The sequence below is a fragment of the Microcoleus sp. Pol12B5 genome, assembly GCF_036701335.1.
Taxonomy (GTDB): domain Bacteria; phylum Cyanobacteriota; class Cyanobacteriia; order Cyanobacteriales; family Microcoleaceae; genus Microcoleus.
Genome location: NZ_JAUBQQ010000009.1, coordinates 103,983 through 120,066, shown reverse-complemented (window position 1 = coordinate 120,066; position 16,084 = coordinate 103,983). Strand labels below are relative to the sequence as shown.

Genomic DNA, 16,084 nt, shown 5'->3' with positions numbered 1-16,084 from the left:
TCTGTTTTACAATAAATCCTTTTTCACGGGTTTTTGGCTCCTCCTGTTAACTCGCCCGATCGGGGGAGGGGAGAAATTGAACTTATTTAAAAGTCCCCTATTTCAACTATAACCTGAGCTGTTTTTTTTTGCAAGTTTAAAATCGAGGGGTTCTTGCTAGTATTAACGAGGCTGGCATTTGATTGCAGGAGCGCTCCGGCTTTTAACCAGCCGTAACTGTAATTTATATAACGTTTTTGCCTGAGTTGATGATTTAATTTTATCCAAACGTTAAACTAACGTTAAACTGTTTTTTACAGATTAATATGAGGTAAATATGCTCGACAACCTCGATTTAGATATTTCGCTGGATAAAGAAACCTATGATGCCAAGATAGAAATTTTAATGCAACAGTTGCGATCGCTCCAACTAGCCTGCTGGGAAAAAAAATTGCCCGCAATTATCGTTCTCGAAGGCTGGGCCGCTGCCGGCAAGGGTGCTTTAGTCAAACAAATGGTAGGGTACATGGACCCGCGGGGGTTTGCCGTCCACCCGATTTGGCCGCAGTCAGATGCAGAAATGGGCTATCCTTTCCTGTGGCGGTTTTGGCAGAAACTCCCCGCCCGCGGCAAAATTGGTTTTTTCTACCACAGTTGGTACACTCACATTTTAGAAGACCGATTGTTCGATCGAGTCTCCGACGCCCAAGTACCCACAGTCATCAGGCAAATCAATGCCTTCGAGCGGCAGATGGTTGATGACGGCGCCGCAATTGCCAAATTTTGGATTCACTTGAGCAAAAAAGAACTCAAGCATCGGCTCAAAAAACTAGAAAACGACACCTTACAAGCTTGGCGAGTGCGACCCGAAGATTGGAAACAAGCCAAAAAATACCAAGAATACACAACTTTTGCCGAAGAAATGGTAGCCCAAACCGGCACGGGCCCCGCACCTTGGACGCTAGTAGAAGGCGATTGTCAGCGGTGGGCGAGAGTCAAAGTTTTAACGCAAATGGCAGCGACAATTACAGAAGCCTTAGACAGACGAACGATGCAATCAGCACCGATACAATTGCCGCATCAAGAACACTTACAACCTACTGAACCCGACTTGCTGGCCCAAGTAGATTTAACTCAATCGTTGTCGCCCGACGAATACAAACAGCAACTTCGCGAGGAACAAAGCCGTTTTGGGAAACTGCAACAAAGTATCTACGAAGAGGAAATCCCCGTGTTAGTGCTGTTTGAAGGTTGGGACGCCGCCGGTAAAGGAGGAGCAATCAAACGCTTGACGGATGTATTAGACCCCCGCAGTTACACCGTTAATGCCTTTGGGGCGCCGACAGACGAAGAAAAAGCGCATCAGTACCTCTGGCGGTTCTGGCAGCGGCTGCCAACTGCTGGTAAAATCAGCATTTGCGATCGAAGTTGGTATGGTAGAGTGCTCGTCGAGCGAGTCGAAGGATTTGCCACCGAACCCGAATGGCGCCGAGCTTATCAGGAAATCAACGAATTTGAGGAGCAACTCACCAGTTTCGGTTGTGTCTTAGTTAAATTCTGGCTGCACATCAGTCCTGACGAGCAACTAAAGCGGTTTACAGAGCGGCAAAACAATTCATTTAAACAATACAAACTCACCGAGGAAGATTGGCGGAATCGGGAAAAGTGGAATTATTATGAAGTAGCGGTGAATCAAATGATTCAGCGCACCAGCACGCCGGCTGCTCCCTGGACGCTAATTGCGGCCAATAACAAGTATTATGCTCGTGTTAAAGTAATTCAAACGGTAACGCAGGCAATTCGGAATCAACTGAAGCGCCGATAAATTGGGATTGCTGAATCGGTAACAGGTAATGGGGAAAAAAGTAGGCAGAACAAAGCAGGCTTGAATTGTCAATTCCACCTGCGGCGTCCTCGCTCCATTACCAATTACCAATCAACTATTACCAGTTATCAATTACCAATTAACAGTCAGCAATCTGTGACTGGAAGTAGCGGGCTTGCACCCTGCAACCAATAGTTGATAGCTGACCGGAATCGAGCATCAGAATAAATGCGATCGGACTGCGTTATTCGCGAAAGTTAAAAACCCACCGATGCCCGTATTTCCTCCCGCAGTTAAATTCGCGCTCGTTTCCACACTTCCGTACTAATTTATGAAGACACAGAATATTGCAAGATGCCAGAACTGTTAGCTCGCATTCTATTTCTATTCCTCCTGTTCTCACTGATCAAATCGTGGTGGGATCAATCAGGAGGTAAAGACAATCCGTTATTAGACCGACTGCGCGTTTTGCTGCTGATCAGCCTTTTGTTCCTGGCTTTTTTTGCGCCAGACACACCAGTCGGAGCAGCGATTTTCGGGCTCATAGCCTTCTTCTTTAAGCCGTTGGGTTTTTCCATCACTCTGCTGGTGATTGCGTCGGCGCTGATCACGAACGGGGGCATCCGCAACCCGGCGCCGAGAATGATCCTGGCAGCGCTGCTAGTTTTGATCCTTTCGAGTATGCCAGTTGTCGCTTACTGGTTCGCCGACCAAGCAGAACGGGACGCCGCTGCTGCCGTCCGCACAGCTTGCTGCGATGAAACTGCCGCGGCGATAGTTCTCCTAGGCAAGGGAACCACTCAGCCTCACATCCCCAACCGAGTAGCGATTCAACTGACAGATACAGGTAATCGCCTGCCCTATGCTGCCGTTTTGTACCGCCAAAAAGTGGCACCGATGGTCATCGTTACCGCTGGCCCCAGACCAGAGTTGGAGGGTTATGTTGGGGAAGCGAAGGATATCGAGACTTTGCTGGCAAACAACATGGGCGTGCCGCGCAGCAGTATCGTTCTCGACGATAACGGCAGCAACATACGCACCAGCGCCCAAGAAGTGAGAAAGATACTCGACAGCCGTGGCGCCCCGCGCAAAGTAATCCTGGTAACATCTGCGATTCAGATGCGCCGTGCCAGCCTCGCTTTTGCGAATATGGGAATCCAGGTGATTCCTAGGGCTACCGACTTCTACACTTTTCAACCCACATCAGGAGGAAAATCCAGACTCCGCTTAGACGCGGGAGATTTTCTGCCCAGTGCAGAAGCTTTGGTAACTACGACGCGAGTATTCGATGAATATTTCGGGTCTTTTTATTACTATTTGCGCGGCTGGCAGGCTCCCAGAGCCTAAAGTGGCAAGTTGCTGGTGTTTTTCTTAGGCAACAGCGACTGCTCCCCAGATTGGTTTAACATCTGATGAGAATGAGACCTTTGTGGGGAGCTGTATTTTTTTCTCATTCCGGCGGGGTCGCCGACAATCAAGTTTGCCATGAATGCAAACAATACCCAAAAGATAACTGGCTCCCACTCGGATTTTTTGGGCGGTGCTTCTGGGGTTGTGACAGATTCGACGTTGACTTTGATATCTAGTTTGCCTTCAATTTCTTTGCCTTTGAGAACTCCCTCCTTGCACACACCCTTAAAAATCATGGGAGCGGGCTTTGGTGCTTCTGCTTTCGCTTCATCTGCCATTTTTTTATCCTGGTTTTGGTGAATCCGGTTGGATAGTACATTCTTAAAGGTTCGGGGGTTTTCCGGACAGGATTTCGCGAACTCTGAAAGAATTAAGTTAAATATGCACCTCGCCCCTTACAGGGGCTTAAACATAAGCATCTGAAGGCATTTCGAGCTAGTGCTGGTTTTTTTTAGATAGCAGCCTGGCCTTGAAGCTGCTACTTATATATCGGGGTGAAGGGGAGATGTTTATGCAAAGTACAGGTTTTTTATGAAAAATTTATTTGCTCCCGGTGGGCAGAAACGTCAATAGCCTGAAGTTCGAGCTTGGTTGAGATCCCCGAAGAAACCCAGTTTCTTCCCGCAGCGGGCCCAAGTGACGCAATTCCGTTAATAAACCGGGTTTATGGCTCAATATCGCGCCAGGAATACCAATCTAAAATTTAAAATGATCGAAATAATCGAGCGTGAATATATCCACCAGCCAACTATCTTCATTGGAACCCGAACAACTAGCAGCTTGGGCAAAAGAGGCAATAAATTGCAGTAAATTCGGTCAAATCCCCGCGTACATACCTCTCCTTGCGCGAGCCGAGAGACAAGGATTTGCCGTGCAAATTCGGGCAATTGACGGTAAATTTTTGAGCTGGGGTAGCATTGCTCAAACATTCCCGCTGATGAGTGTAGTCAAGCCCTTTGTGCTGCTTTATTTGCTGTGCGAATTGGGCGAAAAAAGGGTATTTGACTGCGTTGGCTGTGAGCCTTCGGAACTGCCTTTCAATTCCCTCATTCAACTCGAAATAGACGAAGGGAAGCCGAGAAATCCGATGATTAATAGCGGAGCGATCGCCCTAGCGTCTTTGATTCCCGGTCAAAATGCTGTGGCGCGCTGTCAAAACTTGCTCGAATGGTTAAATCAACAGGCAAACAGTCAGTTATTTCTTGATGAGTTAATGCTCGATTCAGTGAAGACAAATCCGAATCCAAACAATTGGAATCTAGCCTTGAGAATGGTAGAATCTGGTTATATTCAAAATGCAGAAATTGCTTTAGAAACCTACAACCGCGTCTGCTGTTTGTCGGGAAGTGTGGAGGATTTAGCTAAGCTGGGGATGGTTTTGGTAAAAAGTGGCGATCGACAAATCGGCGAAAACAGCCGTACTGTCAAAGCACTGATGGCAACTTGCGGTTTGTATGAAGCATCCGCCCGCTTTGCGCTGCGGGTGGGACTGCCGGCCAAGTCGGGAGTTAGCGGGGCAATGCTGTCGGTAATTCCGGGTCAAGGTGCGATCGGCTTTTACAGTCCGCCCCTGGATAAAGACGGAAATTCTATCGGTGGCTTATTTCTATTAGAAAAAATAGCTCACAGTCTGCGGCTAAGCGTATTTGATTAGATTGGTCAGTAGTCAGTAGTCAGTAGTCATTAGGAATGGGGAATGTCTAATGGGGAATTGGAAAAAAGGTAATTTTCCCTACTGACAACTGACAACTGACAACTGACAACTGACTAATGCTTTTCGCCCAAAATAGCATAAACCACAGTCTCTTCTTTTTTGCCGCGTAATTGAATCGAGCCTACTTTTTGGCCTTCGTAGCGATCGCGCACGTAAGAAAAAGTCCTCGCCGTCACCAACAAATTAAAAGGACTGTCAGAAACAATTTCCTTATTCATCGCCTCCAATCTAGCAGCAACATTGACAGCATCGCCGATCACAGAATAATTCAAACGCCTGGAACCGCCCACGCTGCCAGCAACTAACTGTCCGGTATGCAAACCGATGCCAAACTTAATTAAAGGTTTGCGTTCAATTCTAAGCTGCTGATTAATTTGGTGCAGCCGTTCGTGCATCGCAATACAAGCCGCAACTGCATTCAAAGCATCTTGTTGAATTTGTCCATATTCGGTATGGCAAAAAGGCACCCCAAAAACTGCCATAATTGCATCACCGATGTATTTATCTACAACGCCGCCGTGATCCATAATACAGTTGGTCATCGCTTGCAAATAATTGTTCAGCCAGGTGAGTAAATCTCGCGGCGGCATTTTTTCTGAAATCGAAGTAAAACTACGAATATCCATAAACAGCACCGTTGCTGTAAGTTCTTGAGGTTCGAGTTCTCCCTGTTCAAATATCTCAGCTTTGCGTTGCCAAATAAGCTGAGCAGTCTCTGGATCGACGTGCTTTTCAAATAACCTCATCAACTGCTGCTTTTCGTACTGTTCCCGCAGTTGCAAAGCAGTGCTAGATAAAATGAGAGTGCCGATAGGTGCGGCAATCGGAACCCACCAAAAAAAGAAGCCAAATAACAAAGCAGCAGCCGCAATCCAAATTATAGGCAAACCGAGAGCGATCGCAATTCTCTCTTGAACACCTCGCTTGCCCAGAACCAAAGCAGTAAGCGGGCCAATCCCCAACAATAACAAAATTTCTACCACTACCGGCAGCCGCTGCAGCAAGCGTTGATTGAGCACATTGTCAACCAACGCTGCATATAAATAAACCCCAGCCGTAGTCTTGTTGAGAGGTGAAGATATGGGGTCGAATCCCGTAGCAACTATGCCCACTAAAACTAACTTATTGGTCAGAGCATCTGCGGGAATTCTACCTTCTACGACATCAACAAAACCATAGGTAGATAGATTTTCTGTTTTCCCCGGCCAGTTAATCCAAACTTTTTTTTCCTGCTTATTTTTTGAATGTGGAAGCAATACTGGATCTTGGGGATTAGCAGCATTGTACCTGTGAGTCATGGCTAAACCGAAATTAGGAATCCCGTTGAGAAAGATTTTTGACTCGCGGGTAATACCGTCGCTATCGGCTTCTTGGCTGATGTGGCCGACACCTGCGGCGGCTGCTTTTAAAGAGGCTACGGGTTCTTCTTTGGGGGTTCTAGGGAGTACAACTTTGCCGTTGGCGGCGATTGCAGCGGCTAAAATATCATCTTTCGGACTTGGATCGAGAAAAAGAATGTCAAAACCAACTGCTGTAGGGGGAGATTTTTTCAGTGCTTCTAGCAGTTCGGCGTAGCGGTTGCGGGGCCAAGGAAATTGACCGTATTCTTGCAGGGAATGCCGTTCGATCGCAATTACCACAATTCTCTCATCCCATCCGGGATTGGGCAAAATTCCCAATTCTCGAATTTGAAAGAGAGTTTTGTATCCCAAATATTCAAGGGGTTTCCACATTCCCACTTGCAGCATGATGACAGACATTATACCTACTACTGCCCCTGTCATCCAGGGAGGATTTGTTGCTATATATTGCCGGAGGCCGAGCAGTTGATTTTGTTTGAGATGATCGATCCATTCTTTGAACTTCATGCAATTAATTTGACGAAATCATTGACATTTGAGTCCGACCTTCGAGAGGAGTTATATCAATCCTCGCATCCTTTTTAAATTTTTTACCCCACCCCAACCCTCCCCTTATCAAGGGGAGGGAGTAAGAAATTCACAAAGGATGCAAGGATAGCTATATATCAATTGCGGTGGCACTCCTGTTGATTGTTAACTGTTGACTGTTGGCTGTTGACTTGCTATTTAAAAACTGAATGCTTGACTGTTAACTATTGACTCGATTTTATGATTCCGATGCAACCGGAACGCATATGATAGTCATGAAGTTTTACAAAACCGTAATGGCGAAAGGTTAACGCCAAATTTATTTATTTTGAGTAATCTCTTGGGCATCTAAATTATATTTGTAGGCGAGCGGGACACCTCACAATAATTGAATTAAACTTGACTTTAAGATTTAGACGCGGCTGGGCTTACGAAGTTTCACCGCGAAATGCTTCGCCCTTACACGAAATAATCAACTCAACTAAAACTTACGATCTAACTCAAATCCTCAGAGACTGCCCGCGCAATTTGCTCTGAGAGGTTGTTTAGGGAACGGCGAGGCTGTAGTGCCGTTCTGTGACTGACGGCCCTCGCACTACGATTTGGAGGCGGCGGCTTGGAGGTAAAATTCCTTGGATCTTGAAGTTGCCATTTCGATCGATCTTAATAGCTTCGTTGTTGACATAAAGTGTGTCGATCGGGTTAATTTGACCGCTGAGGCGATAGATATTGCCGCTGAGTCTCAACAACCTGCGGACTTTGAGTTTAGCTAGGCGAGGGCTGGCTGAGGGCGCCACGGGCGAGGTTTGAGGGAAAATTGTCGTGGAGTTGCCGCTGTTGACAACTACTTCCGAGTCGGTGTTGCCGGATACTACGACTTCACCTTCAATCGTTTCGACTGCGGTTTTACCCCCGCCGACACTGACGCCAAAGGAAGTGCCGCGGACTCCCGCAACGCCTTCTGGGGTTTCAACCCTGACTGGGGCGGTTTTGGCAGATTTTTTTTGTTGGGCAATTTGACTCGATTTGCCGAGTCCGCTGAAGGTATTGAGGGACGCTATTTGGTTCGGCGGGATAATTGTTGAGGTGCTGGCTGCGGGAGTTGTCGCCGCAGTTTTGCCGATCGACAACCTGACTCGCCCCCTGCTGACAAAAATGGCTGTGTCTTTTTCGCCGCCTGCACTGCTTGACAAATTGGATATTCTGACTGCGGTTTTTTCGCCAACTTCCACGGTGCCGAGGTTGTTGTCGATGCCTAAACGGGCTGTGGAATCGGGGCCGGTGATGATTTCGTCTCCGGGGGCGAGTAGCCGATCGCCCACAACCGCCGGCCGCCCTTTAAAGCTGACTGTACCGCGAATTTCTTCTATTTCGAGCGATCGCGCGCCCGTTGTTGCCTGAGCGTTTATCATCTCTGCTGGGGATGGATTCGCCGCCACTGTTGTCGGATTTTTGGGAGATTTTGAGGCGGTTGGTAGTGCTGGCTGTCGATCGACTGAGATAATTTTAGTAGGGTTAGACGGCTGTTTGGGGGATGCAGAGAGCGGACTGGCGATCGTCGCACGACCAAGCGGCAGACAGGCAAACACAGCTAATGATAAACTTAGGAGCGGAATTTGGGTCGAGCGCCCACAGGTAAAAATTTTATTCATAATTTCAATTTTGTCATATTGAAGTTTCTAGACTTCCTTTCCTGTATCAGACACCCTAAATCCGGCAATCGTTCGACTTTTTATGCCCTAACACAGCAGCACAAATAAACTTTCTCAGCCTGAAATTTTAGCATTAAATCTTTTTTTTATTGTCCGATTGTAGTAAACCGTTACAACATGACCGTTTCCTAGAATCTGACATTCGGAAAATTTTGCAAGCTAGACTCCAAGTGCTTTACAGCATTAATCTTAGCCGATGTCAACGTTAGAAATACAAGATTTATATATAGCAAACCTAAAATTAATTACTGCTTCTGAATGTCTTTTGGCTTCTACCGGAAGGATGACTAATTGGAAATAAATCCTGTAGTTGTGGCAATTAATAAAAAGATTGTTTTTGGGAATGGATAAAAAATAATTATCTCCGTGGTGCGCGAGGCTCTGGAAGTTGAGCTTGCCGCTGTGTAACCTGATGAGGCAAACCCAAGCGAATCCGGGTAGACGATCGACGAACTCCGACTAGAATACCGTTTTTTAGGGAAAGTTGGTGGAAATTTCGAGGGAAAATCATAGCGAGCGATCGCCTGCTGGTGTTGCTGTTCCGAAGTAGACGCCAAACTGTAAAATGGACGGTTGTATATAGGTTATATAGAGCAGGAGAACAATTTCAGTGGCAATAGAAGTAGGTCAGAGAGTGAAGGTGCGCCGTCTCAGAGATCGGATACCTGCAAATATAGTGGGCAAGATAAAGGAGAATCCCGTAGGCACTGTTGACGGATTCAGAATGGTTGACGGTAGCGGAGTAGGTGTGGTTGTCAAGTTTGACGGTTTTGCGACTTGGTTTTTTGAAGATGAGCTAGAACCCGTTTAACAGATGTAGAAGGAAGAGGGAAGAAGGAAGTTCGGCAACGGATTCGCTCGACGGATGTAACGGATGTAACGGATGTCAGTCGGATGGAAGAAGGAAGAGGAGAAATTTTCCCAATTCTTCCCCTCTCCCACTCTCCGACTCGCCGACTCTCCTCTTCCTCCACTCTCCGCCCTCCCCCACTCTGGCTGAAGGTTGCGCTTAAATGTTAAAGAGTAAGCTTTGGCAGTGAGAACAGAAAATGGCTTTGATTTTGACATTTTTGGGCAAAGGCGGCACTGGCTGCAGTACGATCGCGATCGCAACAGCTAAAAAATACGCGGCTCAAGGCAAGCGAGTTCTGCTGCTGGGCCAAGATCCGGGCCCTGCATTGGGCATCCTGCTAGGGACTCCCCTGACTCTCAGCCCCCAGGAAATCGCCCCCAACCTCAAAGCAGTTCAGGTGCAAAGCGCGCCACTGCTAGAACGCAGGTGGGACGAAGTTAAACAACTAGAAGCTCAATATGTCCGCACTCCGTTTTTCAAGCAGATTTACGGTCAAGAATTAGGGGTTTTGCCGGGAATGGACAGCGCGCTGGCGTTGAACGAACTTCGGGAATACGAGGACAGCAAACAATACGATGTAATTGTTTATGACGGCAATGGCGGCATGGATACGCTGCGGATGCTGGGAATGCCGGAAATTCTGAGTTGGTACATCCGCAGGTTCCGTCAAGCTTTGGTAGATTCGGATTTGGGTAAAGCTTTGTCGCCTTTTATTCAACCGGTTGTTAGTACCGTGTTGACTGTGGATTTGTCGGGAGACAATGCTTTTCAATCTACTAAGCAAGTCGATAATCTCTTGGATAAGGGTAAGGAAGCGCTGGCAGATCCGAACCGCACGGCGGCTTTTTTGGTGACGACTGGAGATGCAAGTGCGATCGCAACTGCTCGCTATCTTTGGGGAAGTTCTCAACAAGTTGGTTTGACTGTGGGCGGTGTCATTGTCAATCAAGCATCGGTTACAGAAGCTATTACTGCCGATTTTGAGCCTTTGACGGCTGTTTCGGTTCCGGCGCACAGTGACAATAATTGGCAACCGCTAATTGATGCTTTGCCAGATTTTTCTGATGCCGCAAAAGCTCCTAAACCCATTAACATAAACATTGCACAGCGTCAAGTTAGTTTGTTTTTGCCTGGGTTTGACAAGAAAGAAATTAAATTGATTCAATCGGGGCCGGAAGTGACGATCGAAGCGGGCGATCAGCGGCGCAATATTTTGCTGCCTCCGGCGCTAACTGGGAAATCTGTTACTGGTGCTAAGTTCCTGAATGGTTACTTAATCATTTCTTTTTAGGGTAAAGCAGAAGGCAGGACACGGATTTTGACAGGGATACACGGATGAATTATCGAGTTCTCTAATATCATGTCTCGTTGATTCGCATCGTATAATTTGTGCGATCGTAAGGGCGGGTTTCACAAACCCGAATCGCCGAAAAAAAACAATCTCGAAAACCCGCCCCCACCCAACGAACAATCGAAATGTACATTCAGATTGGCCGTGGGGCGGGGGCGGGTTTATTTATCCTTTGAATGATTGCAAATATTTCTGGTGAAAGCAGCGCCTACGAAGCACGGAATAGATATCATTTACAATACAATATTATTAGCAGTAAATTTGGGAAACAGCAATGGTTACACAACTGCAATCTCCCGACAAATCAAATATTATCTACCCCGATGACAACGGCGAACCAATGTCAGATAATACTGAGCAATTTAGATTAATCGTCTGGATTAAGGAAAATTCAGAACTATTGTTTGCGAATGAACCGAATGTTTTCGTGGCCGGCGACTTGCTTTGGTATCCTGTGGAAGGAAATAATAAACTTTGCCAAGCACCAGATGTGATGGTAGTTTTTGGTAGACCAAAAGGTTATCGTGGTTCCTATCAACAGTGGAATGAAGATAATATTGGGCCACAAGTTGTGTTTGAAATTTTGTCGCCGGGAAATCGGCCCGCTGCAATGATTCACAAGTTCAAATTTTACGAACGTTACGGTGTGGAAGAATACTATTTGTACGACCCGCAAATATTAGAATTGACAGGATGGCAGCGGGTTGAGGAAGAGTTAGAGGCGATCGAACAAATAGACGGTTGGATTAGTCCCAGACTGGGGGTGCGCTTTGGATTGTCTGAAACTGGACTCGAAATGTTCGGGCCGTCGGGAGAACCGTTTGTGAGTTTTGTGGAACTCGCTCAACTGCGACAGCAGGCGGAAGCACGGGCACAGGAAGCAGAAACTTTGCTGGAACAAGAACGATCGCGATCGCAAGCTTTAGAATCAAGACTCCGAGAAATGGGAATCGATCCCAATGAATTGTAATGGCAACTCGTGCAAAAACCCGGTTTCTTGAAGAAACCGGGTTTCTTAAGACAATTACCTAACTTTTACCGTTACCGTTTCCATTGCCGCCAGTCGTTTGCAAAACCCGCTTAGCTAAAGGTTCCGGCACTTCTTGCAATCGATCGAACTCCCAATTAAAAAATCCAACTCCCATCGTCTGCGATCGCAATTCTACGATCAAATTCTGCATTTCTGCGATCGGCAAATAAGCAGAAACTGCATCCCATCCCTTCCAGTCTTTTTTACCTTCGTAGCCGAGAATTTGGCCGCGGTGTCCGCTGACCAACTGCAACACCTTTGATGTACACTCGTTCGGAGCGCAAATTTCAACTTTGGCGATCGGCTCCAGCAATGCCGGTTCGCACTTCGCCATTCCCTCCTGCATCGCCAAACGCGCCGCTTGCTTGAAAGCTTGTTCGGAACTGTCCACAGAATGGTAGGAACCGTTCGTCAGCGTCACCGCTACGTCTACCACAGGGAAACCCAGCGGGCCGCGATCCAAATATTCGCGCACTCCCACTTCCACGCCGGGAATGTACTGTTTTGGGACGACGCCGCCGACTATTTTGTCGGTGAAATTGAAGCCTTCTCCGCGAGGCTGCGGTGTAATATCGAGGTACACGTCGCCAAACAGTCCGTGTCCGCCACTTTGGTGTTTGTAGCGCCCGTGGATGGAAGATGCTGGTTTGCGGATGGTTTCTTTGTACGGCACTTGCGGTAAGTGAGTTACCATCGGCAAGTTATACTTGCGGCGCAACCTGTCTAAGGCTACTTTCAGGTGGATTTCGCCTTGACCCCAAAGTATAATTTCGTGAGTGTCGCCGTGCTGTTCCCAGACTAAAGATGGGTCTTCTTCTAACAATTTAGCTAAAGCCGAGCTCAGCTTAACTTCATCGTTGCGCTTTTCTGGGACGATCGCCAGTGCGTAGACAGGCGGGATGATTTCGGCTTTTGGCAATTCTTCCGATGGGTCTTGCGCCAGCATATCGCCTGTTTTCACGCCTTCTAGCCTTCCCAAAGCCACAATTTCCCCGGTGCTGACAGACTGCAAACTTTGCGTTTGCTGGCCGGTCAAGCGGTACAAACCGTTAACTCGAACGCCGTTCAAAATTGCTCCGTCTGCCAGCGTCCCCCGCCACATTCTCACTAACGATAGTTTGCCTCCCTGCGGCGTGTAATAGGTTTTGAGGATTTGAGCCAGAACTTTGTTTTCACTTAGTATAATGCCACGGCGATCGGCTGTAGTTTCGGGTGTCGGCGCTTCCCTCAGCAAAGCTTCCAGCAGAGGCCGCACGCCGAAATCTTGTTCGGCCATGCCGATGAATACTGGCACAATTAAATCTGCGCCTAATTCCATCTTTAAATCGCGGGTAATTTCTTCGGCGTCGGGATTGATTTCTTCGAGCAATTCTTCGAGTAAATGGTCGTCAAAATTCGCCAATTCTTCTAGCATTTGCTGCCGCGCTGCGCTTTCTTCTGCTTTGAGGTGTTCTGGAAGCGGGACGGGATCTGCGGCGGCGCCCGGATGGTAGTGGTAAGCTTGTTCGGTTACTAGGTCGATAAAACCGATGATTTGTTCGTTTTTGCCGATCGGATATTGGTGAGGTACGATCGGTCTGCTGGAAACGGATTTGAGCGCGTCGATCACCTCGGTGAAGTTGGTGCCGCAAGTAGTTTCGTCTGTGTAAGCTCGATCGATCTTGTTGATGAAAACTAGGTGGGGAATTTCCCAATCGTCGAGGAATTTAAACAGGGGTGCGAGGGTTAAAGTGCGATCGGCAACGGGTTCGCAAACAATTATCGCCGCATCCACACCAATCAGCGCATTGTAAGTTTCTTGGGCAAATTCTACCGAGCCCGGACAGTCGAGAAATGTGAAGCGGACGCCTTCATATTCAGCGGTGGCGGCGTTTACTTCTACGCTCATTTGGCGATCGCGCGCTTCCGGCGAACTATCACCTATTGTGTTGCCATCTTTGACATTTCCTTTGCGGGTAATTGTCCCTGTCACCGACAGCAAACTTTCTAGCAGTGCGGTTTTACCGCTTAAATAAGGGCCAACAATTGCAACGTTCCGCGTGGCCCCAATGACTTTTTCGTTCATAATAGCCTCCAACAGAAAACTTTTTTTCCATTGCTCTTGGTGCAATCAGTTCTATACCATTTTCTAGACTTTTTCTAGGTTAATTTTTATTGCAGTTTCGAGCAATTTCAGATTTTGGTATGATTCTATACTTTTGACGCTAGCGTATTTTGAGTGACGCAAACACAAATTGTAGTTTTTCTTAATATTTTTTTTTTAACCGCAGATGAAGGCAGATTGACGCAGATGAACGCAGATAAAATTTTGGTTCCCAGGAAGAGTCTGGGAACGCATTTTACTCTTGCTCTGCTTCGATTTTAGCGGTTTTTGGTGTCTAATTTCTCAGCAGTCGCAAACCGCTTAAGGTTACTATTACTGTAGAGCCTTCGTGACCGATGACGCCCAAAGGCATGGTGATATTTCCGAAAAAATTAGCCGCCAACAACAAAACTATGCAACTGAGTGCAAAAACAATGTTTTGTTTGATAACTTTTTGAGCGCGGCGGCCCAAACTAATTGCTTTAGCTAGTTGCTCTAACTTATCTGCCATTAATACGATATCAGCAGTTTCTAAAGCAACATCGCTGCCGGAAATTCCCATCGCAATACCGACGGAAGCTTGAGCGAGGGCGGGGGCGTCGTTGATGCCGTCTCCCACCATTGCTACAGTTTGATACTGGGTTTGCAGTTGTTTAATTGCCTGCACTTTGTCTTCTGGCAAAAGTTCGGCGTACACTTCTTTTATGCCTAATTGACGGGCGATGTGTTGAGCTGTTTGCTCGTTGTCGCCGGTTAGCATAATTATATGTTCTACGCCTAATTTTTGCAAGCGTTTTACTGTGGCTGCTGCTTCGGGGCGGAGGGTATCTGCTACTGCAATGATTCCCAAAAGCTGAGCGCCCTTTGCCACCCAAACAACGGTTTTACCTTCGGCTTGCAACTGCTGGCTGATTTGAGCTAATTCGGAAGTTGCTTCGACAAATCCGGCTTTACCAATGGCAATGATTTGATTGTTGACTTTGCCTATAATTCCTTGACCGATTTTTGCTTGTACGTCGGTAGCGGTTGACAATTGTAACTGTTGCTGCTGGGCGGCGCTGACAATTGAAGAGGCGATCGCGTGTTCGGAATGAGCTTCTAGGGCTGCTGCCAATTGCAGAACTTCTGTTTCAGTATATCCGGCTGCTGGTACAATTTGGATAACTTCAGGTTTTCCCGTGGTGAGAGTTCCGGTTTTGTCAAAGGCGATCGCCCTGACTTTACCAATCATCTCTAATTGCGCGCCACTTTTAAACAAAATCCCCTGTCTCGCCCCGTTAGCAATTCCCGAAAGCAGCGCTGGCATAATCGCAGCCATCAGCGCGCAGGGGGATGCGACTACTAGGAAAATTAGCGCCCGATAGATTGTCTCTTCCCAATTCCAGCCCAAAAGAAAGGGGGGCAAAGTTGCCAACAGCAAGCCTAAACCGACAATTAATTTGGCATAACCGCGCTCGAATTTTTCCACAAACATTTGAGAAGGTGGCGCTGCTGTTTGCGCTTCTTGAACCAGCCGAATTACTCGCTGAATCAAGCTGCTTTCTGGAGTTTTATGCACTTCGAGTTTCAGCGCGCCGACACCGTTAATTGTACCTGCATAGACTTCATCGCCCCTGGTTTTTTCCACGGGCATCGATTCGCCGGTAATCGAGGCTTGATCGATCGCGCTGTAGCCTTCAATAATTATCGCATCTGTGGGGATGATTTCTCCGGGCTTGACTAAAATGTAATCGCCAATTTCCAATTTGTCGATCGCAACTTCCCGTTCCCCGCCGTACATTACCACCCTAGCAGTATCCGCAGTCAAACTCATCAAACTGCGGATGCTGCGTTCAGTCCGCTGCATAGCATAACCTTCAAGGGCGCCGCTAATTGCAAAGATTAAAATCAGCACCGCACCGTCAACTATTAAATGATATTCTTGCCGCCACAACCCCAAACCGGCCGCGCCCAAAGCAGCGACAATCATTAACAAATCTACATCTAATTCGCGTTCTTGAAAAAGCGTAGTTAAGCCTTCGCGGGTGCTGGAATAGCCGCCGATAACATAAGCTGCGGGCAAGATTAACACGGCTACACCCAGCCAGCCGAATTGCAGGGCTAGCGAACCCAAGATTACTAGAATTCCGCACAGGGCGGCAGTCACAGCATCTGGATGTTCTTCGGCTAACTGGGAGATGCGAGAAAGTGACAAAGAATTAGAAGTCATTTGTAAAGCTTTATTTAGTAGAATGACTC

The 16,084-nt window shown here is 47.3% G+C and carries 11 protein-coding genes; 6 read left to right on the top strand and 5 right to left on the bottom strand.

What is annotated here, in order from left to right; translation table 11 throughout:
• The first annotated feature begins 316 nt into the window (after positions 1-316).
• Positions 317-1,804 (top strand): polyphosphate:AMP phosphotransferase, encoded by a 1,488-nt coding sequence (gene pap / locus QUA24_RS07670; protein ID WP_333228550.1) that lies wholly within the window; start codon positions 317-319, stop codon positions 1,802-1,804.
• Positions 1,805-2,158: 354 nt separating this feature from the next.
• Complete coding sequence (locus QUA24_RS07665; RefSeq protein WP_333209327.1) at positions 2,159-3,151, top strand: YdcF family protein; 993 nt, start codon at positions 2,159-2,161, stop codon at positions 3,149-3,151.
• Here QUA24_RS07665 and QUA24_RS07660 read toward each other — a convergent pair.
• Positions 3,148-3,492, bottom strand: coding sequence for a hypothetical protein (locus QUA24_RS07660; RefSeq protein WP_333080265.1), 345 nt, complete (start codon positions 3,490-3,492; stop codon positions 3,148-3,150). The two genes, QUA24_RS07665 and QUA24_RS07660, sit on opposite strands and share 4 nt — an antisense overlap.
• 449 nt (positions 3,493-3,941) lie before the next feature.
• On the opposite strand from QUA24_RS07660, the gene glsA reads away from it, so the two are divergent.
• On the top strand, positions 3,942-4,868 hold the full coding sequence (glsA, locus tag QUA24_RS07655; RefSeq protein WP_333228547.1) for a glutaminase A: 927 nt from the start codon (positions 3,942-3,944) through the stop codon (positions 4,866-4,868).
• Between the two features lie 113 nt (positions 4,869-4,981).
• Here glsA and QUA24_RS07650 read toward each other — a convergent pair whose 3' ends face one another.
• Positions 4,982-6,796, bottom strand: coding sequence for an adenylate/guanylate cyclase domain-containing protein (locus QUA24_RS07650; RefSeq protein WP_333228545.1), 1,815 nt, complete (start codon positions 6,794-6,796; stop codon positions 4,982-4,984).
• A gap of 566 nt (positions 6,797-7,362) precedes the next feature.
• Positions 7,363-8,469 carry a FecR domain-containing protein gene (locus tag QUA24_RS07645; protein WP_333209332.1) on the bottom strand — a complete coding sequence of 369 codons (1,107 nt, stop codon included), beginning with the start codon at positions 8,467-8,469 and terminating at the stop codon, positions 7,363-7,365.
• A gap of 670 nt (positions 8,470-9,139) precedes the next feature.
• Here QUA24_RS07645 and petP point away from each other — a divergent pair.
• From petP to QUA24_RS07630, 3 genes are all read left to right on the top strand, one after another.
• Complete coding sequence (gene petP, locus QUA24_RS07640; protein ID WP_172186826.1) at positions 9,140-9,340, top strand: cytochrome b6f subunit PetP; 201 nt, start codon at positions 9,140-9,142, stop codon at positions 9,338-9,340.
• Between the two features lie 238 nt (positions 9,341-9,578).
• Positions 9,579-10,673, top strand: coding sequence for a Get3/ArsA fold putative tail anchor-mediating ATPase NosAFP (locus QUA24_RS07635; protein WP_333228543.1), 1,095 nt, complete (start codon positions 9,579-9,581; stop codon positions 10,671-10,673).
• Between the two features lie 334 nt (positions 10,674-11,007).
• Positions 11,008-11,703 (top strand): Uma2 family endonuclease, encoded by a 696-nt coding sequence (locus QUA24_RS07630; RefSeq protein ID WP_333228541.1) that lies wholly within the window; start codon positions 11,008-11,010, stop codon positions 11,701-11,703.
• 58 nt (positions 11,704-11,761) lie between these two features.
• Here the strand turns inward: QUA24_RS07630 and QUA24_RS07625 are convergent, their stop codons facing one another.
• Entirely contained in the window at positions 11,762-13,828 is a 2,067-nt protein-coding gene (locus tag QUA24_RS07625) for an elongation factor G (RefSeq protein ID WP_333228538.1), read from the bottom strand.
• A gap of 313 nt (positions 13,829-14,141) precedes the next feature.
• Positions 14,142-16,055, bottom strand: a complete 1,914-nt coding sequence (locus QUA24_RS07620) for a heavy metal translocating P-type ATPase (protein ID WP_333228536.1) — start codon at positions 16,053-16,055, stop codon at positions 14,142-14,144.
• Between the last annotated feature and the right edge of the window lie 29 nt (positions 16,056-16,084).

Bases quoted from the DNA above. Each gene is read 5' to 3' on its own strand.
- pap (WP_333228550.1), top strand. From the start codon at position 317: ATGCTCGACAACCTCGATTTAGATATTTCGCTGGATAAAGAAACCTAT.
- QUA24_RS07665 (WP_333209327.1), top strand. From the start codon at position 2,159: ATGCCAGAACTGTTAGCTCGCATTCTATTTCTATTCCTCCTGTTCTCA.
- QUA24_RS07660 (WP_333080265.1), bottom strand. From the start codon at position 3,492: ATGGCAGATGAAGCGAAAGCAGAAGCACCAAAGCCCGCTCCCATGATT.
- QUA24_RS07650 (WP_333228545.1), bottom strand. From the start codon at position 6,796: ATGAAGTTCAAAGAATGGATCGATCATCTCAAACAAAATCAACTGCTC.
- QUA24_RS07645 (WP_333209332.1), bottom strand. From the start codon at position 8,469: ATGAATAAAATTTTTACCTGTGGGCGCTCGACCCAAATTCCGCTCCTA.
- QUA24_RS07635 (WP_333228543.1), top strand. From the start codon at position 9,579: ATGGCTTTGATTTTGACATTTTTGGGCAAAGGCGGCACTGGCTGCAGT.
- QUA24_RS07630 (WP_333228541.1), top strand. From the start codon at position 11,008: ATGGTTACACAACTGCAATCTCCCGACAAATCAAATATTATCTACCCC.
- QUA24_RS07625 (WP_333228538.1), bottom strand. From the start codon at position 13,828: ATGAACGAAAAAGTCATTGGGGCCACGCGGAACGTTGCAATTGTTGGC.
- QUA24_RS07620 (WP_333228536.1), bottom strand. From the start codon at position 16,055: ATGACTTCTAATTCTTTGTCACTTTCTCGCATCTCCCAGTTAGCCGAA.